At 51.9% G+C, this 22,010-nt stretch carries 17 protein-coding genes and 7 tRNA genes; 21 read left to right on the plus strand and 3 right to left on the minus strand.

Going from position 1 to position 22,010, the window contains the following annotated elements:
* Positions 1–161: 161 nt before the first annotated feature.
* Together glnS and nagE are read right to left on the minus strand one after the other, a co-directional pair.
* On the minus strand, positions 162–1,829 hold the full coding sequence (glnS, locus tag ACU8YC_RS10045) for a glutamine--tRNA ligase (RefSeq protein WP_210904821.1): 1,668 nt from the start codon (positions 1,827–1,829) through the stop codon (positions 162–164).
* A 187-nt stretch (positions 1,830–2,016) separates the two neighbouring features.
* Positions 2,017–3,966 (minus strand): PTS N-acetyl glucosamine transporter subunit IIABC, encoded by a 1,950-nt coding sequence (nagE, locus tag ACU8YC_RS10050; protein ID WP_151219520.1) that lies wholly within the window; start codon positions 3,964–3,966, stop codon positions 2,017–2,019.
* Positions 3,967–4,308: 342 nt separating this feature from the next.
* On the opposite strand from nagE, the gene nagB reads away from it, so the two are divergent.
* The 12 genes from nagB (at position 4,309) to ACU8YC_RS10110 (ending at position 11,311) form a co-directional block, all read left to right on the plus strand.
* Positions 4,309–5,109 carry a glucosamine-6-phosphate deaminase gene (gene nagB, locus ACU8YC_RS10055; RefSeq protein ID WP_085047509.1) on the plus strand — a complete coding sequence of 267 codons (801 nt, stop codon included), beginning with the start codon at positions 4,309–4,311 and terminating at the stop codon, positions 5,107–5,109.
* 60 nt (positions 5,110–5,169) lie between these two features.
* On the plus strand, positions 5,170–6,318 hold the full coding sequence (gene nagA, locus ACU8YC_RS10060; RefSeq protein ID WP_151224925.1) for an N-acetylglucosamine-6-phosphate deacetylase: 1,149 nt from the start codon (positions 5,170–5,172) through the stop codon (positions 6,316–6,318).
* A gap of 8 nt (positions 6,319–6,326) precedes the next feature.
* Positions 6,327–7,547 carry a DNA-binding transcriptional regulator NagC gene (nagC, locus tag ACU8YC_RS10065; protein ID WP_151219518.1) on the plus strand — a complete coding sequence of 407 codons (1,221 nt, stop codon included), beginning with the start codon at positions 6,327–6,329 and terminating at the stop codon, positions 7,545–7,547.
* Positions 7,548–7,713: 166 nt separating this feature from the next.
* Positions 7,714–8,466: a ribonucleotide monophosphatase NagD gene (nagD, locus tag ACU8YC_RS10070; RefSeq protein ID WP_005121413.1), complete on the plus strand. Its 753-nt coding sequence runs from the start codon at positions 7,714–7,716 to the stop codon at positions 8,464–8,466.
* 251 nt (positions 8,467–8,717) lie between these two features.
* Positions 8,718–10,382 carry an asparagine synthase B gene (gene asnB / locus ACU8YC_RS10075; protein WP_151219516.1) on the plus strand — a complete coding sequence of 555 codons (1,665 nt, stop codon included), beginning with the start codon at positions 8,718–8,720 and terminating at the stop codon, positions 10,380–10,382.
* Positions 10,383–10,605: 223 nt separating this feature from the next.
* Positions 10,606–10,682: transfer RNA gene (locus tag ACU8YC_RS10080), tRNA-Met, on the plus strand.
* 8 nt (positions 10,683–10,690) lie between these two features.
* Positions 10,691–10,775, plus strand: a tRNA-Leu gene (locus tag ACU8YC_RS10085).
* 23 nt (positions 10,776–10,798) lie between these two features.
* A tRNA-Gln gene (locus ACU8YC_RS10090) sits at positions 10,799–10,873 on the plus strand.
* Between the two features lie 37 nt (positions 10,874–10,910).
* A tRNA-Gln gene (locus ACU8YC_RS10095) sits at positions 10,911–10,985 on the plus strand.
* A gap of 20 nt (positions 10,986–11,005) precedes the next feature.
* Positions 11,006–11,082 (plus strand) — tRNA-Met (locus tag ACU8YC_RS10100).
* 43 nt (positions 11,083–11,125) lie between these two features.
* A tRNA-Gln gene (locus ACU8YC_RS10105) sits at positions 11,126–11,200 on the plus strand.
* A 36-nt stretch (positions 11,201–11,236) separates the two neighbouring features.
* Positions 11,237–11,311 (plus strand) — tRNA-Gln (locus ACU8YC_RS10110).
* A 111-nt stretch (positions 11,312–11,422) separates the two neighbouring features.
* On the opposite strand, the gene ubiF is transcribed toward ACU8YC_RS10110, so the two are convergent.
* The gene (gene ubiF, locus ACU8YC_RS10115) at positions 11,423–12,598 is read right to left on the minus strand and encodes a 3-demethoxyubiquinol 3-hydroxylase (protein WP_187252812.1); all 1,176 of its coding nucleotides are present in this window, start codon (positions 12,596–12,598) and stop codon (positions 11,423–11,425) included.
* A gap of 145 nt (positions 12,599–12,743) precedes the next feature.
* On the opposite strand from ubiF, the gene miaB reads away from it, so the two are divergent.
* The 9 genes from miaB (at position 12,744) to gltL (ending at position 21,993) form a co-directional block, all read left to right on the plus strand.
* Positions 12,744–14,174 carry a tRNA (N6-isopentenyl adenosine(37)-C2)-methylthiotransferase MiaB gene (gene miaB / locus ACU8YC_RS10120; RefSeq protein WP_003022779.1) on the plus strand — a complete coding sequence of 477 codons (1,431 nt, stop codon included), beginning with the start codon at positions 12,744–12,746 and terminating at the stop codon, positions 14,172–14,174.
* A gap of 206 nt (positions 14,175–14,380) precedes the next feature.
* On the plus strand, positions 14,381–15,427 hold the full coding sequence (locus ACU8YC_RS10125; protein WP_286538788.1) for a PhoH family protein: 1,047 nt from the start codon (positions 14,381–14,383) through the stop codon (positions 15,425–15,427).
* The gene (gene ybeY, locus ACU8YC_RS10130) at positions 15,424–15,891 is read left to right on the plus strand and encodes an rRNA maturation RNase YbeY (RefSeq protein ID WP_151218763.1); all 468 of its coding nucleotides are present in this window, start codon (positions 15,424–15,426) and stop codon (positions 15,889–15,891) included. Before ACU8YC_RS10125 ends, ybeY begins: the two co-directional genes overlap by 4 nt.
* A gap of 96 nt (positions 15,892–15,987) precedes the next feature.
* Entirely contained in the window at positions 15,988–16,866 is an 879-nt protein-coding gene (gene corC / locus ACU8YC_RS10135) for a CNNM family magnesium/cobalt transport protein CorC (RefSeq protein ID WP_048212288.1), read from the plus strand.
* Between the two features lie 24 nt (positions 16,867–16,890).
* Positions 16,891–18,429 (plus strand): apolipoprotein N-acyltransferase, encoded by a 1,539-nt coding sequence (gene lnt / locus ACU8YC_RS10140; RefSeq protein WP_151218762.1) that lies wholly within the window; start codon positions 16,891–16,893, stop codon positions 18,427–18,429.
* Between the two features lie 356 nt (positions 18,430–18,785).
* The gene (gene gltI / locus ACU8YC_RS10145) at positions 18,786–19,694 is read left to right on the plus strand and encodes a glutamate/aspartate ABC transporter substrate-binding protein GltI (protein WP_016152242.1); all 909 of its coding nucleotides are present in this window, start codon (positions 18,786–18,788) and stop codon (positions 19,692–19,694) included.
* Positions 19,695–19,853: 159 nt separating this feature from the next.
* Positions 19,854–20,594: a glutamate/aspartate ABC transporter permease GltJ gene (gene gltJ / locus ACU8YC_RS10150; RefSeq protein ID WP_187252813.1), complete on the plus strand. Its 741-nt coding sequence runs from the start codon at positions 19,854–19,856 to the stop codon at positions 20,592–20,594.
* Positions 20,594–21,268, plus strand: a complete 675-nt coding sequence (gene gltK / locus ACU8YC_RS10155) for a glutamate/aspartate ABC transporter permease GltK (RefSeq protein WP_003022757.1) — start codon at positions 20,594–20,596, stop codon at positions 21,266–21,268. Before gltJ ends, gltK begins: the two co-directional genes overlap by 1 nt.
* Positions 21,268–21,993 (plus strand): glutamate/aspartate ABC transporter ATP-binding protein GltL, encoded by a 726-nt coding sequence (gltL, locus tag ACU8YC_RS10160; RefSeq protein WP_151218761.1) that lies wholly within the window; start codon positions 21,268–21,270, stop codon positions 21,991–21,993. Before gltK ends, gltL begins: the two co-directional genes overlap by 1 nt.
* The last annotated feature ends 17 nt before the right edge of the window (positions 21,994–22,010 follow it).

The following is a 22,010-nucleotide window of genomic DNA, read 5'->3' on the forward strand; positions in this document are numbered from 1 at the left end:
CCTATTTCATATTGAGGTAAGTTATTTAAACGTAAAAATATTCAGCCATTCCATTATTACAGACATGTAATTAATTCGCTCCGCAAACGGAGCCTGGCGTACGGTTTTTTTGCGAAAAAAAACGCCGCATGACGCGGCGTTTAGACTGGAGGTATTGCGACTTATTCGCCGACTTTAGCCCACGTGTCGCGCAGACCAACGGTGCGGTTAAACACCAGCTTGTCTGCTGTTGCATAGCGGCTGTCCAGACAGAAGTAACCTTCACGCTCAAACTGGAACGCTTTGCCTGCAACCGCAGCCTGCAGCGATGGCTCACCGTAGCCCTGCTTAATGACCAACGATTCCGGGTTAATGACGGACAGGAAGTCTTCCGCCGCGCCTGGGTTTGGAACGCTAAACAGGCGATCGTACAGACGGATTTCAATCGGCAGCGCATGGGACGCGCTCACCCAGTGAATAACGCCTTTAACTTTACGACCATCAGCCGGATCTTTGCTCAGGGTATCGGCATCATAGGTGCAGAAAATGGTGGTGATATTCCCTTCCGCATCTTTCTCGACACGTTCGGCCTTGATCACGTAAGCGTTACGCAGACGCACTTCTTTGCCCATCACCAGACGTTTGTATTGCTTGTTCGCTTCTTCGCGGAAGTCTGCACGATCGATCCAAATTTCACCGCTAAACGGTACTTCACGGCTGCCCATTTCCGGTTTGTTCGGATGGTTAGGCATAGTGACCAGCTCGCTTTCGCCCTGCGGGTAGTTTTCGATAACCAGTTTCACCGGATCGATAACCGCCATCGCGCGCGGAGCGTTTTCGTTCAGATCTTCGCGGATACAGGATTCCAGAGAAGCGATCTCAATGGTGTTGTCCTGCTTAGTTACGCCAATGCGTTTGCAGAACTCGCGGATCGCGGCAGCAGTGTAACCGCGACGACGCAGGCCAGAAATTGTTGGCATACGCGGATCGTCCCAGCCTTCAACGTGCTTGTCGGTCACCAGCAGGTTTAGCTTACGCTTGGACATCACGGTGTATTCCAGATTCAGGCGCGAGAATTCGTACTGGCGCGGATGAACCGGAATGGTGATGTTGTCCAGCACCCAGTCGTACAGACGACGGTTATCCTGGAACTCCAGCGTACACAGTGAATGCGTAATGCCTTCCAGCGCATCGCTGATGCAGTGGGTAAAGTCGTACATCGGGTAGATGCACCACTTATTGCCGGTCTGGTGGTGTTCAGCGAACTTGATACGGTACAGCACCGGATCGCGCATCACGATAAATGGCGAAGCCATATCGATTTTCGCGCGCAGACAGGCTTTACCTTCTTCAAAACCACCGGTACGCATTTTTTCGAACAGCGCGAGGTTCTCTTCGACGCTACGATCGCGGAACGGGCTGTTTTTGCCCGGCTGAGTCAGCGTGCCACGGTATTCGCGGATTTCGTCCGCTGACAGTTCGTCAACGTACGCCAGACCTTTATTAATAAGCTCTACCGCATAGGCGTGAAGCTGATCGAAGTAATCCGACGAGTAGCGAATGTCGCCAGTCCAGTGGAAACCTAACCATTCAACGTCGTTTTTAATCGACTCAACGTACTCGATATCTTCTTTAACCGGGTTCGTATCATCAAAACGCAGGTTGCACTGGCCCTGGTAATCTTGCGCAATGCCAAAGTTCAGACAAATGGATTTCGCGTGGCCAATGTGCAGATAGCCATTTGGCTCCGGCGGAAAACGTGTATGGATAGTGGTGTGCTTACCACTGGCCAGATCTTCATCGATGATCTGACGAATAAAGTTACTCGGGCGGGCTTCAGCCTCACTCATCGTGGATTCCTCAAAGCGTAAACAACGTATAACGGAACATGATCTTATAAGCGACGTCAGGAGACAACTATTAGTTGCACAAAAAAGGTGTTTCAGCAGGATATATGAGGGTATTTGCTGTAAAAAAAAGCGGCGGAGGATTATCCCCCGCCGCTTGAGGCACTTAACTTACTTTACTCAGGAGCAGTTATTTACCTTTAATCTCATACAGCGGTGTCTGACCAGCAACCACATGACCTTCGGCTTTAATGACCAGCGCGCCGAAATCATCGCTGTTGCTGCACACAACCGGGCTAATCATGGAACGTGCGTTGGCGTTCAGGAACTCCAGATCCATTTCCAGAATCGGTTGACCTGCCGTTACTTCCGCACCTTCTTCAACCAGACGCTTAAAGCCTTTACCTTCCAGCGCTACAGTATCGATGCCCATATGGACCACAATTTCCGCGCCTTTCACGGTTTCCAGGCAGAACGCATGGTTAGTGTTGAAGATTTTCACGATAGTGCCCGCAGCCGGAGCAACCACGATTTTATCCGTCGGTTTTACCGCCACGCCGTCGCCTACTGCTTTGCTGGCGAAGGCTTCATCAGGAACCTGCTCCAGTGCAACCACATCACCGGTAATAGGAGATACCAACGCTTCAACGGTGACCGCATTCGCGACAGCCTGCGGTTTTGCAACTGGAGCTGCTGCCGCTGGCGCACTTTCACCAAACGCTGCCGCCACCGGACCACGCGCGACAACTTTCTTCATTTCATCGCCAATGGATTCAGCTTTTGCACCCACGATGACCTGAATAGTTTGCTTGTTCAGCTTAACCACACCAGAAGCGCCCAAGCGTTTACACATCGCATCATTTACGCGACCAGAGTCGGCAACGGTCAGACGCAGACGGGTAATACAGGCATCAATCGCTTTCAGGTTATCGGTACCGCCAACCGCTGCAATGTAGCTGGTTGCCAGTTGAGCCAGACCTTCCTCAGTATTGCTGTTCGCTTCTTCAGTGACGATATCGTCTTCTTTATCTTCGCGGCCCGGCGTTTTCAGGTTAAACAGACGAATAACCGCGCTGAACAACACGAAGTAAATAACGAAGAACACCAGCCCCATCACCACCAGCATCCAGACGTTCTTACTTGCTGCCGGCAGGTTGTACATCAACACGTAGTCGATAGCACCTGCGGAGAAGGAGAAGCCCGCGTGGATCCCCAGCAGTGTCGCAACGAACAGGCTGATACCCGTTAACACTGCGTGCAGGAGGTACAGCAGCGGAGCCAGGAACATGAACAGGAATTCCAGCGGCTCGGTAACACCAGTCAGGAATGCAGTGATCGCCACGGACAGCAGCATACCGCCAACCATCGGACGACGTGCTTTTGGAGCCGCGAAGTACATCGCCAGCGCCGCACCCGGCAGACCAAACATCATGATCGGGAAGAAGCCAGACATGAACATACCCGCAGTACCGTCACCCGCATAGAAGCGGTTGATGTCACCGTGGAATACGGTTCCTGCGGCGTTAGTAAATTCGCCAATCTGGAACCAGGCGATGGTGTTCAGAACCTGATGCAGACCGGTTGGGATCAGCAGACGGTTGATGAAACCAAAGATACCTGAACCCAGCGCGCCAGCGCCTACGATCCACTCACCACCCGCGTGGATGGCGTTCTGCACCGGCGGCCACACGTAGCCAAAGATTGCAGCCAGCACCAGACAGAAAAAGCCAGTGGCGATCGGCACGAAGCGTTTGCCGCCAAAGAAGCTCAGGAAGTCAGGCAGTTTGATACCAGACCAGCGGTTATAGACGGCGCCGCCGACCAGACCGGTAATGATACCCGCCAGCACACCCATGTTGATGGCTGGGTTAATGGTAACCATTGCTTTGGTCAATATGAAATAACCGACCGCACCCGCCAGCGCTGCCGCACCTGCGCTGTCTTTTGACCAGCTGGATGCCACACCGATCGCGAAAATTAACGCGAGGTTATCAAAAATGGCCCCACCCGCTTGCGCGATGAAGGGTACGTTAAGTAAATCTGGTTGGCCGAATCGCAGCAGCAGTGCCGCGACTGGCAGCACAGCGATGGGGAGCTGTAACGCCCTACCCAGCCGCTGGAAAAAACCTAAAATATTCATTTTATTCCCCCTACGAGACCCCGATTAGGCTTCTTTGAAGCCATATTTTTATTGTGCGACCATTCCTGACAACAAGATTCTGGAACAACGATATTAACCATTCATCTACATTCAGAGTGTGTGAAAATTTAATTCGTATCGCAAATTAAAAGCATGTTTTTTGTGATTTCAGTCACCAAATATCGTTATTAACCCTCCCTTTCACTGGCTAACTACGAAAACTTATTTTATCATTCAAAAAATCGAAACGGATTGATCCTTACCGATGCAAAACCAGGTTACGCTTAATACTGCACAGAGACTCAATCCGCCAATTGCTTACATTTACTTTTGAGGTGAAGAATGAGACTGATCCCCCTGAATACCGCTGAACAAGTCGGCAAATGGGCTGCTCGCCATATCGTTAACCGTATTAACGCGTTCAAACCAACGGCAGATCGTCCGTTCGTTCTGGGCCTGCCGACTGGCGGTACTCCGCTGACAGCCTATAAAGCATTAGTCGAAATGCACAAAGCGGGCCAGGTGAGCTTCAAACATGTTGTCACTTTCAACATGGATGAATATGTAGGCCTGCCGAAGGAACATCCGGAAAGCTATCATAGTTTCATGCATCGTAACTTCTTTGATCACGTTGATATTCCAGCAGAAAACATCAACCTCCTCAATGGTAATGCGCCGGATATTGATGCAGAATGCCGTCAGTACGAAGAAAAAATCCGTTCTTACGGTAAAATCCACCTGTTCATGGGCGGTGTAGGTAATGATGGTCACATCGCGTTCAACGAACCGGCTTCCTCTTTGGCTTCCCGTACCCGCATCAAAACGCTGACTCACGACACGCGTGTTGCTAACTCACGCTTCTTTGACGGTGACGTAAACCAGGTGCCTAAATATGCGCTGACCGTTGGCGTGGGTACTCTGCTGGATGCTGAAGAAGTGATGATTTTGGTTCTGGGTCACCAGAAAGCGCAGGCCCTACAAGCCGCCGTTGAAGGCAATGTTAACCATATGTGGACCATCAGTTGCCTGCAGTTGCATCCGAAAGCCGTTGTGGTCTGCGATGAGCCTTCCACCATGGAACTGAAAGTGAAAACGCTGAAATACTTTAACGAGTTAGAAGCGGAAAATATTAAAGGTCTGTAATTGATGTCTCCGCCCTGTCGATGAGTTGCAGGGCGGCATTTTTTGAAATCGGGGGTCGGAATGTATGCTTTAACCCAGGGCCGGATCTTTACCGGTCACGAAATTCTTGATGACCATGCGATTGTTGTCGCCAATGGCCTGATTGACAGCGTTTGCCCACTGGCTGAGTTACCGTCAGGAATTGAACAGCGCTCACTGAATGGGGCCATTATTTCCCCCGGTTTTATCGATGTACAGCTAAACGGCTGCGGCGGCGTACAGTTTAACGATACGGCAGAAGCCGTAACCGTTGAAACGCTGGAAATCATGCAGAAAGCCAATGAAAAATCGGGCTGCACCAGCTTCCTGCCAACGCTTATCACCACCAGCGATGACCTGATGAAGCAGGGCGTTCGCGTCATGCGTGAATACCTGGCGAAACACCCGAATCAGGCATTAGGGCTTCATCTGGAGGGTCCGTGGCTGAATCTGGTGAAAAAAGGCACGCATAATCCGGGATTTGTCCGTCAACCGGACGCTGCGCTTGTCGATTTCCTGTGCGATAATGCCGATGTCATCACTAAAGTGACGCTGGCGCCAGAAATGGTTCCGGTAGAGGTCATCACCAAACTGGTGAATGCCGGTATTGTGGTTTCTGCGGGTCACTCAAATGCAACGGTCAAAGAAGCCAAAATCGGCTTCCGCGCAGGCATCACCTTTGCGACCCATTTGTTCAACGCGATGCCGTACATTACCGGTCGTGAACCGGGACTGGCGGGCGCAATTCTTGATGAAGCCGATATCTACTGCGGTATCATCGCCGATGGCCTGCACGTTGACTACGTTAACATTCGTAATGCCAAGCGCCTGAAAGGCGACAAGCTGTGCCTGGTCACCGACGCGACCGCGCCAGCAGGTGCAAACATTGAACAGTTCATTTTCGCTGGTAAAACAATATACTACCGCAATGGATTGTGCGTTGATGAGAACGGTACGTTGAGCGGTTCATCATTAACCATGATTGAAGGCGTACGCAATCTGGTCGAACATGCGAATATCGCTCTCGACGAAGTCCTGCGCATGGCAACGCTCTACCCTGCTCGCGCCATTGGCGTCGACAAACAACTCGGCAGCATCGCGCCAGGCAAAGTAGCCAACCTGACTGCGTTCACGCACGACTTTAAAATTATCAAGACCATCGTTAATGGCAACGAGGTCGTTACTGAGTAAGAGAAAGAATGACACCAGGCGGACAAGCTCAAATAGGTAATGTTGATCTCGTAAAACAGCTTAACAGCGCGGCGGTTTATCGCCTGATTGACCAGCATGGGCCAATCTCGCGAATTCAAATTGCCGAGCAAAGCCAGCTTGCCCCCGCCAGCGTAACCAAAATTACGCGTCAGTTGATCGAACGCGGGTTGATCAAAGAAGTCGATCAGCAGGCCTCCACCGGGGGCCGCCGCGCTATCTCCATCGTCACCGAAACCCGCAATTTCCACGCGATTGGTGTGCGACTGGGCCGTCACGATACCACGCTCACGCTCTATGACATGAGCAGTAAAGTGGTCGCTGAAGAGCACTACCCTCTCCCGGAGCGTACCCAGGAAACGCTGGAGTATGCGCTGCTCAACACCATTGCCTCCTTTATTGAGAGCTGCCAGCGGAAAATCCGCGAGCTGATTGCGATTTCCGTCATCCTGCCAGGCCTGGTTGACCCTGAAAGCGGTGTTATTCGCTATATGCCACACATTCAGGTTGAAAACTGGGGGCTGGTCGAAGCGCTTGAAAAACGCTTTAAGGTCACCTGCTTTGTCGGTCACGATATTCGCAGTCTGGCGCTGGCCGAGCACTATTTCGGGGCAAGTCAGGATTGCGAAGACTCCATTTTGGTGCGTGTTCACCGCGGAACCGGCGCGGGAATTATTTCCAATGGTCGCATTTTCATCGGTCGCAATGGCAACGTAGGTGAGATTGGTCATATTCAGGTAGAACCGCTGGGTGAGCGCTGTCACTGCGGTAATTTCGGCTGTCTGGAAACCATTGCGGCTAATGCTTCTATCGAACACCGCGTACAAAACTTGCTAAAACAAGGCTATCCAAGTCGGCTCACGCTGGATGATTGCAGTATCAAAGCCATCTGCAGGGCAGCGAATAAAGGCGACAATCTGGCAGCAGAAGTCATCGAGCACGTTGGTCGACACCTGGGTAAAACCATCGCTATCGCCATCAACCTGTTTAACCCGCAAAAAATCGTCATTGCAGGCGAAATTACCGAAGCGGATAAAGTGCTACTGCCAGCCATAGAGAGCTGTATCAACACGCAGGCGTTGAAGGCGTTTCGTCACAATTTACCGGTGGTTCGTTCCACGCTGGATCACCGCTCCGCCATTGGCGCCTTTGCGCTGGTGAAGCGTGCAATGCTCAACGGGACTTTGCTGCAACGTTTGCTGGAAAGCTAATACATGTCATCCTTCAAGCTGCCTCTGCGTTAGCTGCATCTGCTCAGCCCGGTCACTTACTTCAGTAAGCTCCAGGGTTTCGCAGACTTGCCGCCTTGATGCAACTCGAATGATGTCGTGTATTTTGTGTATAGTAATGCCTTCTTTTTTTAATGTCGGATTGTCCATGGCCATTAAGAATGTAATTTGTGATATCGACGGCGTGCTGATGCACGACAATGTTGCCGTACCGGGTGCGGCAGAATTTCTGACCGGGATTCTGGAAAAAGGTCTGCCGCTCGTTTTGCTGACTAACTACCCTTCACAGACCGGGCAAGATCTGGCCAACCGCTTCGCCACCGCAGGTGTGAATGTCCCCGATAGCGTCTTTTATACTTCTGCCATGGCTACCGCTGATTTTCTTCGTCGCCAGGAAGGTAAAAAGGCCTACGTGGTAGGTGAAGGAGCGCTGATCCACGAACTGTATAAAGCCGGATTTACGATTACCGACGTGAACCCGGATTTTGTGATTGTTGGCGAGACGCGTTCCTATAACTGGGACATGATGCATAAAGCCGCCTATTTTGTGGCTAACGGCGCCCGTTTCATCGCCACAAACCCGGATACTCACGGCCGTGGCTTTTATCCTGCCTGCGGTGCGCTGTGCGCCGGTATCGAAAAAATCTCTGGCCGTAAGCCGTTTTATGTGGGGAAACCCAGCCCGTGGATTATTCGTGCAGCGCTCAACAAAATGCAGGCGCACTCGGAAGAGACGGTTATCGTTGGCGACAACCTGCGTACCGATATTCTGGCGGGCTTCCAGGCGGGTCTCGAAACCATCCTGGTATTGTCTGGCGTATCGACGCTTGATGACATCGACAGCATGCCGTTCAGACCGAGCTGGATTTACCCGTCCGTTGCTGAGATAGACGTCATTTAATCCCCCTGGCCGGATAACACCACCTGCAAGTTACCCGGCCTGAAAAATCCATCCATTCAATAAAATCACCATTTCATTGCTGATTCATCAATAACAATGTTCATTACATAATCTTTTTTCACCAATCCACAATGACCATTGCGTTTTTTATTTTCTGACCCGTAATTCGCTTGCGCCCTCTCCCGCTTTGCGGCATTTTCTTTATCAAGCAAACATAAAAAGCATCACGCAACAGGTTAACGGAGAAGGTTATGTGTTCTATTTTTGGCGTATTCGATATTAAAACTGACGCAGTTGAACTGCGTAAAAAAGCCCTGGAATTGTCTCGTCTGATGCGCCATCGCGGTCCGGACTGGTCGGGTATTTACGCCGATGATAACGCCATTCTGGCGCATGAACGTCTGTCCATCGTCGACGTCAATGCCGGAGCTCAACCGCTGTACAACGTAAAGAAAACGCATATCCTGGCAGTTAACGGTGAAATTTATAACCATCAGGCGCTGCGCGCTGAATACGGCGATCGCTACCAGTTCCAGACCGGTTCCGACTGCGAAGTTATCCTCGCGCTGTACCAGGAAAAAGGCCCAGAGTTCCTGGATGACCTGCAAGGCATGTTTGCTTTTGCCCTGTACGACAGCGAGCAGGACGCTTATCTGATCGGTCGCGATCATATTGGGATCATCCCGCTATATATGGGTTACGACGAGCACGGTAACTTCTACGTCGCGTCTGAAATGAAAGCCCTTGTTCCTGTATGCCGCACGATCAAAGAATTCCCGGCAGGTAGCTATTTATGGAGCAAAGACGGCGAAATTCGTCAGTACTACCAGCGCGACTGGTTTGAATATGATGCGGTTAAAGACAACGTTACCGATAAAAACGAGCTGCGTCAGGCGCTGGAAGATGCGGTGAAAAGTCACCTGATGTCAGATGTTCCTTACGGTGTATTGCTGTCCGGCGGTCTGGATTCTTCGGTCATTTCCGCAATCACCAAAAAATACGCGGCGCGTCGTGTTGAAGATCAGGAACGTAGCGAAGCATGGTGGCCGCAACTGCACTCCTTCGCCGTCGGCCTGGAGGGCGCACCAGATCTGAAAGCCGCACAAGAAGTGGCGAACCATCTGGGTACCGTGCACCACGAGATCCACTTCACCGTGCAGGAAGGTCTGGATGCTATCCGCGACGTGATTTATCACATTGAAACTTACGATGTCACAACCATTCGCGCCTCGACGCCAATGTACTTAATGTCGCGTAAAATTAAAGCGATGGGCATTAAAATGGTGCTGTCGGGTGAAGGTTCGGACGAAGTGTTTGGCGGCTATCTCTATTTCCACAAAGCGCCGGATGCAAAAGAGCTGCATGAAGAGACCGTGCGCAAGCTACAGGCGCTGCATATGTTCGACTGCGCTCGCGCCAACAAAGCCATGTCAGCCTGGGGCGTGGAGGCTCGTGTGCCCTTCCTGGATAAGAAATTCCTTGATGTGGCGATGCGCATCAACCCGCAGGATAAAATGTGCGGCAACGGCAAAATGGAAAAACATGTTCTGCGCGAATGTTTTGAATCCTACCTGCCGGCAAGCGTCGCATGGCGGCAGAAAGAGCAGTTCTCTGACGGTGTCGGTTACAGTTGGATTGATACACTGAAAGAAGTCGCTGCTGAACAAGTTTCTGACCAACAACTGGAAACCGCCAGCTTCCGTTTCCCGTACAACACGCCATCATCTAAAGAGGCGTATTTGTATCGTGAAATTTTCGAAGAGCTGTTCCCGGTTGCGAGCGCGGCAGAATGTGTACCAGGCGGGCCGTCGGTTGCCTGTTCTTCGGCCAAAGCGATCGAATGGGATGAAGCGTTTAAAACCATGAACGATCCTTCAGGTCGTGCAGTTGGCGTACACCAATCCGCTTATAAATAAGTTAATCCCTAGAAAAGGGCCCTGCGGGGCTCTTTTTTTATGTCTGTTTTCTGTGCTAAAAAACAATTAATAAATAATAATTGCCGAATATTGCGTCATGCTGTTCGCAACCTAACCAAACAGTCACATTCCAGCTATTTTCAATGAAAAAGGGGTTGACGCTTCAAGGCTCAATACGCATAATGCGCCCCGCAACGCCGATAAGGTTACGCGAAAAAAAGATGGCTACGTAGCTCAGCTGGTTAGAGCACATCACTCATAATGATGGGGTCACAGGTTCGAATCCCGTCGTAGCCACCATCTTTTTTGCGGGAGTGGCGAAATTGGTAGACGCACCAGATTTAGGTTCTGGCGCCGCAAGGTGTGCGAGTTCAAGTCTCGCCTCCCGCACCATTCACCCGTAAGCGTTGCACGGATGGGGTATCGCCAAGCGGTAAGGCACCGGTTTTTGATACCGGCATTCCCTGGTTCGAATCCAGGTACCCCAGCCATTTTTTCTTCGATATAGCGGTTCACCGCAACGGTCATTGGGGTATCGCCAAGCGGTAAGGCACCGGTTTTTGATACCGGCATTCCCTGGTTCGAATCCAGGTACCCCAGCCATCGAAGATTAAGTAGTATATGGCTACGTAGCTCAGCTGGTTAGAGCACATCACTCATAATGATGGGGTCACAGGTTCGAATCCCGTCGTAGCCACCATATTAAAGGCCTGTCGACTCGCTCGATAAAGTCAAAAAATTGTTGGGGTATCGCCAAGCGGTAAGGCACCGGATTCTGATTCCGGCATTCCGAGGTTCGAATCCTCGTACCCCAGCCAATTTTAACAAGTCGTCCATTTTGTGGATGCGCCCGTTGGGGTATCGCCAAGCGGTAAGGCTCTGGTTTCTGATACCAGCATTCCGAGGTTCGAATCCTCGTACCCCAGCCATATAAAAAAAGCTCGCTTCGGCGAGCTTTTTGCTTTTCTGCATTCCTGGATTGATTGTCTGATGGCACTCCGCTTATCAGGCCTACAACGTTTGCTATAGGCCTGTCTGAATTATAATCCTAACGCATACTTCAGCGCCTGACGCTTCAGCACACCTGCGCGCTCTGCAGCCATTAGCCCGAGATTACGCATGATACGCAGCGGCTGCAGGTTGTTGCTAAAACCGGCGTAAAACAGATCCATGCCGCTTTGCATAATGAAATTGTCAGTCATACGACGATTCTGATAGCGTTTCAGCACCGGTTGGCTGGCCCAGGTCTCGCCGTAGCTACGCGCATTCACCAGCACGTCAATCAGCGCATCCACATCACGGAATCCCAGATTAACGCCCTGCCCTGCCAGCGGATGAATGGTATGCGCAGCGTCACCCACCAGCGCCAGGCCCGGCTGCACATATTGCAGTGCGTGGCGACGCGTAAGCGGAAATGCTCCCGCCGCCACAGGCGTCACGTTGCCCAGTCGAGACGGGAAATGTTTGGCGATCTCCGTCTGCAGCTGGGGCATGTTCAGGCCTTGCAACTGGCGGATGCGCGCCGGTGAGTCGTACCACACCAGCGAGGCCCAGTTATCGAACAGCGGTAAAAACGCGCGCGGACCGTCAGGCGTAAATTGCTGCCAGGTACTGTCTCCCGGCGAATTCTCGCATTGTACGGTTATCAACATACAGGACTGCGCATACTGCCAGGCATGAATGCCAATCCCGGCCATTTTACGCACCTGAGAATTGGCCCCATCCGCACCGATGACCAGCTTCGCGCTGATTTTTTCACCGTCTGCCAGTTCAAGTTCATGCCGATCGTGATGTTGATGCAAAGAGAGAAGCGATGCAGGCACGCGCAGCGTAACTTTGGGGTGAACTTCCAGCGCCTGCCAGAGTGCCTGTTGCAGAACCGTGTTTTCGACCATATAGCCGAGCAAAGGTAACTTAAGTTCGGCGGCATCAAACATTACATGGGCATTTTCCCATTCCCACGTTTCCAGACGACGGTAAGGATGACTGCGCATCCCCTGAATCGTATCCCAGACACCCAGCCCTTTCAGCAACGACACGGACGCGGAGCTAATGGCCGAAATTCTGACATCAGGCTGTCCGTCAATCACAAATGGCGCAGGAGCGGCATGTTCAATAACCGTTACCGTAAATCCATGCTGCGCCAGTCCCAGCGCCAGCGCACCGCCGACCATCCCCCCGCCGACAATGGCAATTTCCGTTGGTTGATTTGTCATGGTCAATTATCCTGTTACATGTATTGCTTAAGTTTACAGGATTTTTTACCCCTTGAGGCTGACATCCGTCATACTGGTCACAACCGCGCCAAAGCAGTACACTATGCGCCCTGCATTTCAGCCACAATTTCGCAAGAGCAAGTCGATGACCAAAAAACTCCATATTAAAACCTGGGGCTGTCAGATGAACGAATACGATTCATCGAAGATGGCCGATCTGCTGGATGCCACCCATGGCTATCAACTGACCGACGTGGCCGAAGAAGCAGATGTGCTACTGCTGAATACCTGCTCTATCCGTGAGAAGGCTCAGGAAAAAGTCTTCCATCAGTTAGGTCGCTGGAAGCTGTTAAAAGAGAAGAATCCCAAGCTCATCATCGGTGTCGGTGGTTGTGTTGCGTCTCAGGAAGGCGACCATATTCGCCAGCGCGCCCACTATGTCGATATTATTTTTGGGCCGCAAACCCTGCACCGTCTGCCGGAAATGATCAACAAAGTGCGTGGAAGCACGACTCGTAGCCCAGTGGTTGATATCAGTTTCCCGGAGATCGAAAAGTTCGATCGCCTGCCGGAACCGCGTGCTGAAGGTCCAAGCGCGTTTGTGTCCATCATGGAAGGTTGTAATAAATATTGTACTTATTGCGTGGTGCCCTACACCCGCGGTGAGGAAGTCAGCCGTCCGGCGGATGATATCCTGTTTGAAATCGCCCAGCTGGCAGCGCAAGGCGTGCGTGAAGTGAACCTGCTGGGGCAAAACGTCAACGCCTGGCGCGGTGAGAACTACGACGGCACGATCGGATCTTTTGCCGATCTGCTGCGTCTGGTCGCGGCGATCGACGGCATTGACCGTATCCGCTTCACCACCAGCCATCCGATCGAATTTACCGACGATATCGTGGAAGTTTATCGCGATACGCCGGAACTGGTCAGCTTCCTGCACCTGCCGGTACAGAGCGGTTCAGATCGCGTGCTGAATCTGATGGGGCGCACCCATACCGCACTGGAATATAAAGCGATCATCCGCAAACTGCGCGCAGCACGTCCGGATATCCAGATTAGCTCCGATTTCATCGTTGGCTTCCCGGGTGAAACTACGCAGGATTTCGAGCAGACCATGAAGCTGATTGCTGACGTCAATTTTGATATGAGCTACAGCTTTATCTTCTCTGCACGTCCAGGCACACCTGCCGCCGATATGGTTGATGACGTACCAGAAGAAGAGAAAAAACAACGTTTATACATTCTGCAGGAACGTATTAACCAGCAAGCCATGGCCTGGAGCCGTCGTATGGTCGGCACGACCCAGCGCATTCTGGTTGAAGGCACATCGCGTAAGAGCATCATGGAACTGTCAGGGCGTACCGAAAATAACCGCGTGGTGAACTTTGAAGGTACTCCGGATATGGTCGGTAAGTTTGTGGATGTTGAAATTACCGATGTCTGGACGAACTCCCTGCGCGGCAAAGTGGTACGTACTGAAGACGAAATGGGCCTGCGCATCGCAGAATCCCCTGAGTCGGTTATTGCGCGTACCCGCAAAGAAAACGATCTGGGCGTCGGTATTTATCAGCCTTAATCCTGCTGAAAAACGCAAACAATGCCCGATGGCACCACGCCTATCGGGCCTAAACTTCCTGGCTCGCTGCTCCGGCGAGCCTTGTAATTTGCCCTGGCACCCCCATATTTATTGCAATGCTTGCGCCTTTCCCCCATGGCGTGAATAATTTCCTTAGGTGCCGGTAAATGTTCAACGTCCGGCAAGACATGCATAAGAGGAACAGTTTGAACATAGACACTCGCGAAATCACCCTTGAACCCGCAGACAATGCCCGCCTGTTGAGCCTTTGCGGCCCATTTGATGACAACATCAAACAGCTGGAGCGTCGCCTCGGCATCGAAATTAACCGCCGTGATAACCATTTTAAACTGACAGGTCGCCCAATTTGCGTCATCGCAGCGGCAGATATTTTACGCAGCCTGTACGTCGATACCGCCCCCATGCGCGGTCAGACGCAGGATATTGAGCCTGAACAAATTCATCTGGCAATCAAAGAAGCGCGTGTGCTTGAGCAAAGCGCAGACAGCGTGCCGGAATTTGGCAAAGCGGTGAATATCAAAACCAAGCGCGGAGTCATTAAACCGCGTACGCCGAACCAGGCGCAGTACATTGCGAATATCCTCGACCACGACATCACCTTCGGCGTTGGCCCTGCGGGTACGGGTAAAACGTATCTTGCGGTTGCTGCCGCGGTCGATGCGCTTGAGCGTCAGGAGATCCGTCGTATTCTGCTGACCCGTCCAGCAGTGGAAGCAGGTGAAAAACTCGGTTTCCTGCCTGGCGACCTGAGCCAGAAAGTCGATCCCTATTTACGACCGCTGTATGACGCGCTGTTCGAAATGCTCGGTTTTGAGAAGGTTGAAAAGCTGATTGAGCGTAACGTCATTGAAGTTGCGCCGCTGGCCTATATGCGCGGACGTACACTCAACGATGCGTTCATCATTCTTGATGAGAGCCAGAACACCACCATCGAACAGATGAAAATGTTCCTGACCCGTATCGGCTTTAACTCCAAAGCGGTTATCACCGGCGATATCACCCAAATTGACCTGCCGCGTAGCACCAAATCCGGTCTGCGTCATGCCATTGAAGTGCTGGCTGAGGTCGACGAGATTAGTTTTAATTTCTTCCATAGCGAAGACGTGGTTCGCCATCCGGTGGTGGCCCGTATCGTCACGGCGTATGAAGCCTGGGAAGAAGCAGAACAGAAACGCAAAGCCGAGCAGGCTGCAGAACGCAAGCGCGAAGCTCAGGAGCAGGAACAAAAATGAGTCAGGTTATTCTCGATTTACAGCTGGCATGTGAAGACGAATCCGGTTTACCCACAGAAAGTCAGTTTCAGGGGTGGCTCGATGCGGTGATCCCGCAGTTTCAGGAAGAGTCTGAAGTAACTATTCGTCTGGTCGATGACGCGGAAAGCCATGAGCTAAACCTGACCTATCGCGGGAAAGATAAATCAACCAACGTGCTCTCTTTCCCGTTTGAAGCTCCGCCGGGCATTGAGATGCCGCTGCTGGGCGATTTGATCATCTGCCGTCAGGTCGTCGAGAAGGAAGCGCAGGAACAAGGTAAGCCGCTTGAAGCCCACTGGGCGCACATGGTGGTGCACGGAAGCCTGCATTTACTCGGCTACGATCATATCGAAGACGGTGAAGCGGAGGAAATGGAATCCCTCGAAACTGAGATTATGCTTGCTCTGGGCTATGAGGATCCGTACATTGCCGAGAAGGAATAAGCCGTCGGGCATCAGCCCGGGCTTCCCATAAAGCCATGCGCTGAGTTTACGCGCATTGAGCGACCTATTAACTAACATGAGAACCCATACGACGCCATGAGCGACGACAATTCACACAGTAGTGACACCTTAAACAGCAAAAAGGGATTTTTTTCCCTGTTACTGAGCCAACTTTTCCACGGTGAACCCAAAAACCGCGACGAACTGTTGGAGCTGATCCGTGATTCCGGGCAAAACGACCTTATCGATGAAGATACGCGCGATATGCTCGAAGGGGTGATGGATATTGCGGACCAACGCGTGCGCGACATCATGATCCCCCGCTCTCAGATGATTACCCTGAAACGCAACCAGACCCTGGATGAATGTCTCGATGTCATTATCGAGTCTGCCCACTCGCGTTTCCCGGTGATCAGCGAAGATAAAGATCACATTGAAGGGATTCTGATGGCCAAAGATCTGCTGCCGTTTATGCGCAGCGATGCCGAAGCCTTCAGCATGGAGAAAGTGTTACGCCAGGCGGTTGTCGTACCTGAAAGCAAGCGGGTTGACCGCATGCTGAAAGAGTTTCGCTCCCAGCGTTATCATATGGCTATCGTCATCGACGAATTTGGCGGTGTCTCAGGTCTGGTGACCATTGAAGACATCCTTGAACTGATCGTCGGTGAAATTGAAGATGAGTACGACGAAGAAGACGATATTGACTTCCGTCAGCTCAGTCGCCACACCTGGACTATCCGCGCTTTGGCGTCGATTGAAGACTTCAACGACGCTTTTGGGACCCACTTTAGCGACGAAGAAGTCGATACCATTGGCGGGCTGGTTATGCAGGCCTTTGGTCATCTGCCCGCACGTGGGGAAACTATCGACATTGATGGTTACCAGTTTAAAGTGGCAATGGCCGACAGCCGTCGTATTATTCAGGTTCATGTCAGAATTCCGGACGACTCACCCCAGCCCAAACTGGACGAATAAACCCGAAACTGGATCTAAGACTACATGGCATTTGCCCCATTAATCGAACGCCAGCGCATTCGCCTGCTGCTGGCGTTATTATTCGGTGCCTGCGGGACGCTGGCTTTCTCTCCGTATGATATCTGGCCCGCCGCGATCGTTTCGCTGATGGGCCTGCAGGCTCTTACCTTCAACCGTCGCCCGCTCCAGTCTGCCGCTATCGGCTACTTCTGGGGACTAGGGCTGTTTGGCTCAGGTATTAACTGGGTTTACGTCAGCATCGCGCAGTTTGGTGGTATGCCGGGCCCGGTTAATGTTTTCCTCGTGGTTCTGCTTGCCGCATACCTTTCCCTTTATACCGGTCTGTTTGCCGGCGTTTTGGCGCGATTGTGGCCGAAAACCACCTGGCTACGCGTGGCGATTGCCGCGCCGGTAGTCTGGCAAATCACTGAATTCCTGCGCGGCTGGGTATTGACCGGCTTCCCATGGCTGCAATTCGGCTACAGCCAGATCGACGGTCCGTTAAAAGGGCTCGCGCCGGTGATGGGCGTTGAGGCGATTAACTTCCTGCTGATGATGGTCAGCGGCCTGCTGGCGCTGGCGCTGGTGACGCGTAACTGGAAGCCGCTGATTGCCGCGCTGGTGCTCTTTGCCCTGCCCTTTCCGTTGCGCTATATCCAGTGGTACACGCTTGAGCCGGAAAAAACCACTCAGGTATCGATGGTGCAGGGTGACATTCCGCAGTCACTCAAATGGGATGAAGGTCAGTTACTCAACACCCTGAAGATTTATCTCGACGCCACCCAGCCCGAGATGGGCAAATCACAGCTCATCATCTGGCCAGAATCTGCTATTCCGGATCTGGAAATTAACCAGCAGCGCTTTCTGAGCATGATGGATGACTTGCTGAAATCGAAAAACAGCACGCTAATTACCGGGATCGTAGATGCACGTCTGAACAAGCAGAATCGTTACGATACCTACAACACTATCATCACGCTGGGTAAAGACAGTCCGTACAGCTACGATTCCAACAATCGCTACAACAAAAACCATCTGGTGCCGTTTGGCGAGTTTGTCCCGCTGGAATCGATCCTGCGTCCGTTAGCGCCGTTCTTTGACCTGCCTATGTCTTCGTTTAGCCGTGGGTCTTATGTACAACCGCAGCTGCATGCGCACGGCTTTAAGCTGACGGCAGCCATCTGCTACGAAATCATTCTTGGCGAACAGGTTCGTGATAACTTCCGCCCGGATACGGACTACTTGTTAACTATCTCCAACGATGCCTGGTTTGGTAAGTCTATTGGACCGTGGCAGCACTTCCAGATGGCGCGGATGCGTTCCCTGGAGCTGGCGCGCCCTCTGCTGCGTAGCACCAATAACGGTATTACGGCGGTGATTGGTCCTCAGGGTGAGATTCAGGCGATGATCCCGCAGTTTACCCGTCAGGTTCTGACCACCAGCGTGACGCCAACGACGGGCCTGACCCCTTATGCCCGTACCGGTAACTGGCCGCTCTGGCTGCTGACCGCACTGTTTGGCTTTGGTGCGGTGGTAATGAGCCTGCGTCAACGTCGTAAGTAACCCTTCTTCCCCTGGCCGGATAACACCTCGCTTATCCGGCCCACACACATTCCCGCATCCCATTCTGGCACGCCTATTGCTTTGTTCTACAAGGCAAACGTAGTTTTGGCTGAATGTGCAACCTGGTCGCACCAAAGTTGAGCATAGGTAGCACCTGGAAAGTGCAACAGGATATTTTTGCCCCCAAATGGTGCGGCGCACCTCGCAAAAATAAACAATAAAACATCAAATTCTTTACATTCATCCAAACTAAATGTTAACAAACACATACAAGACTGCACTTTTTAGTAGCAAACAATAACAACATCACAATGGGTATCAATGCGTCCCTGGCGCAGACGATAAAGGAGTTGGATATGCAATTACGTAAGCTCGCCACTGCCATGCTGGTCATGGGAATGTCCGCCGGTCTGGCGCACGCAGAAGACGCAGCACCAGCGGCAGGCAGCACGCTGGACAAAATCGCCAAAAACGGTGTGATCGTGGTTGGTCACCGTGAATCCTCGGTGCCGTTTTCTTACTACGATAACCAGCAAAAAGTGGTCGGTTATTCACAGGATTACTCCAACGCGATCGTTGAAGCGGTGAAGAAAAAGCTGAACAAGCCCGATCTGCAGGTGAAACTGATCCCGATTACATCACAGAACCGTATCCCACTGCTGCAAAACGGTACTTTCGACTTTGAATGTGGTTCCACCACTAACAACGTTGAGCGCCAAAAACAAGCGGCTTTCTCTGACACTATTTTCGTTGTCGGTACCCGTCTGCTGGCGAAAAAAGGCGGCGACGTCAAAGATTTTGCGGACCTGAAAGGTAAGGCCGTGGTCGTGACTTCGGGTACGACCTCAGAAGTACTGCTGCACAAACTGAACGAAGAACAAAAAATGGATATGCGCATCATCAGCGCGAAAGACCACGGTGACTCTTTCCGTACTCTGGAAAGCGGTCGCGCCGTTGCCTTTATGATGGATGATGCACTGCTGGCTGGCGAACGCGCAAAGGCGAAGAAACCAGACAACTGGGAGATCGTCGGCAAACCGCAGTCTCAGGAAGCCTACGGCTGCATGCTGCGCAAAGATGATCCGCAGTTCAAAAAGCTGATGGACGACACTATCGCCAAGGCTCAGACCTCAGGCGAAGCTGAGAAATGGTTTGATAAGTGGTTTAAAAATCCAATTCCACCCAAGAACCTGAACATGAATTTCGAACTGTCAGACGAGATGAAAGCCCTGTTCAAAGAACCGAATGATAAAGCGCTTAACTAACTAAAATAAATGGGAGGCTTCCCCTCCCTCTCGATTGCTATTCGGTACGGACAGACTATAAGCCTGATGGTCGTTCCCCATCAGGCCTGAAAACCGCAAAACGCCGAATAACAATCTTCGAGGGTAGCGCTGCTACCCTTTTTTTTCTGGAGTAGATTTATGTCTATAAACTGGAACTGGGGTATTTTTTTACAACAGGCCCCGTTCGGCAACACCACCTATCTCGGCTGGCTCTGGAGTGGTTTCCAGGTCACAGTCGCGTTATCTATCACCGCCTGGATTATCGCTTTCCTCATAGGCTCTTTATTCGGCATATTACGTACCGTACCAAACCGTTTCCTTTCCGGGATCGGCACGCTGTACGTTGAGTTGTTTCGTAACGTTCCACTCATCGTCCAGTTCTTTACCTGGTATCTGGTCATTCCTGAACTGCTGCCGGAAAACATTGGCATGTGGTTCAAGTCAGAACTGGATCCCAACATTCAGTTCTTCCTCTCATCCATGCTTTGTCTTGGGCTGTTTACCGCCGCGCGCGTCTGTGAGCAAGTTCGTGCAGCGATTCAGTCCCTGCCTCGCGGGCAGAAAAACGCCGCGCTGGCGATGGGCCTAACGCTGCCGCAAGCCTATCGCTATGTCCTGCTGCCAAACGCTTACCGCGTGATTGTTCCGCCAATGACCTCAGAGATGATGAATCTGGTGAAGAACTCCGCGATCGCCTCCACTATCGGTCTGGTGGATATGGCTGCGCAGGCGGGAAAACTGCTGGATTACTCCGCTCACGCGTGGGAATCGTTTACCGCCATCACGCTGGCCTACGTATTGATTAACGCCGTCATCATGCTGGTAATGAATCTCGTCGAACGCAAAATCCGCCTGCCTGGCAATTTGGGAGGCAAATAATGTACGAATTTGACTGGAGTTCTATCGTCCCTTCCCTGCCGTATCTGCTGGACGGGCTGATCATCACGTTGAAAATCACCGTTACAGCGGTCGTCATTGGTATCGTCTGGGGGACCATCCTTGCCGTCATGCGTCTGTCCAGCTTCGCGCCAATTGCCTGGTTTGCGAAAGGCTACGTCAACGTATTTCGCTCCATTCCGCTGGTAATGGTACTGCTGTGGTTCTACCTGATTGTGCCCGGCTTCCTGCAAAACGTGTTGGGCCTGTCGCCAAAAACCGATATTCGCCTGATCTCGGCGATGGTCGCGTTTTCGATGTTTGAAGCCGCGTACTATTCCGAGATTATCCGTGCCGGTATCCAGAGTATTTCTCGTGGGCAGTCGAGTGCCGCGCTGGCGCTGGGAATGACCCACTGGCAGTCGATGAAGCTGATCATTCTGCCACAGGCATTCCGCGCAATGGTACCGCTACTGCTTACTCAGGGCATCGTACTGTTCCAGGATACCTCGCTGGTGTATGTATTGAGTCTGGCAGACTTCTTCCGTACCGCCTCCACCATTGGCGAGCGTGACGGCACGCAGGTTGAAATGATCCTGTTTGCTGGCGCCGTTTATTTTGTATTCAGTCTGAGCGCATCGTTGTTGGTCAGCTATTTGAAGAAAAGGACAGTTTAATGATTACCCTGAAAAATGTTTCTAAATGGTATGGTCACTTTCAGGTGCTGACCGACTGCTCCACGGAAGTGAAAAAAGGTGAAGTAGTGGTGGTCTGCGGCCCGTCAGGTTCAGGTAAATCAACGCTTATCAAAACGGTGAACGGACTGGAGCCGGTACAAAAGGGCGTCATCACCGTTGACGGCACCGTGGTAAATGATAAAAAAACCGATCTGGCCAAACTGCGCTCACGCGTTGGCATGGTGTTCCAGCACTTTGAACTGTTCCCGCATCTGTCGATCATTGAGAACCTGACTCTGGCGCAGGTAAAAGTGCTTAAGCGCGATAAAAAGCCTGCTCGTGACAAAGCGCAAAAGTTACTGGAACGCGTTGGTCTGTCAGCGCACGCCGATAAGTTTCCGGCTCAGCTCTCCGGGGGCCAACAACAGCGTGTCGCCATTGCCAGGGCGCTGTGTATGGATCCTATCGCCATGCTGTTTGACGAACCGACATCAGCGCTTGATCCTGAAATGATCAACGAAGTGCTGGACGTCATGGTTGAACTGGCCAATGAAGGGATGACCATGATGGTAGTCACCCACGAAATGGGCTTTGCGCGTAAAGTGGCGAACCGAGTGATCTTCATGGATGAAGGGAAGATTGTTGAAGACTCGCCGAAAGAAGAGTTCTTCGCCAATCCGAAATCAGACCGAGCCAAAGACTTCCTCGCAAAAATCCTGCACTAATCTTGCTGGCGCGCACC

The organism is Citrobacter sp. VF227 (genome assembly GCF_052950715.1).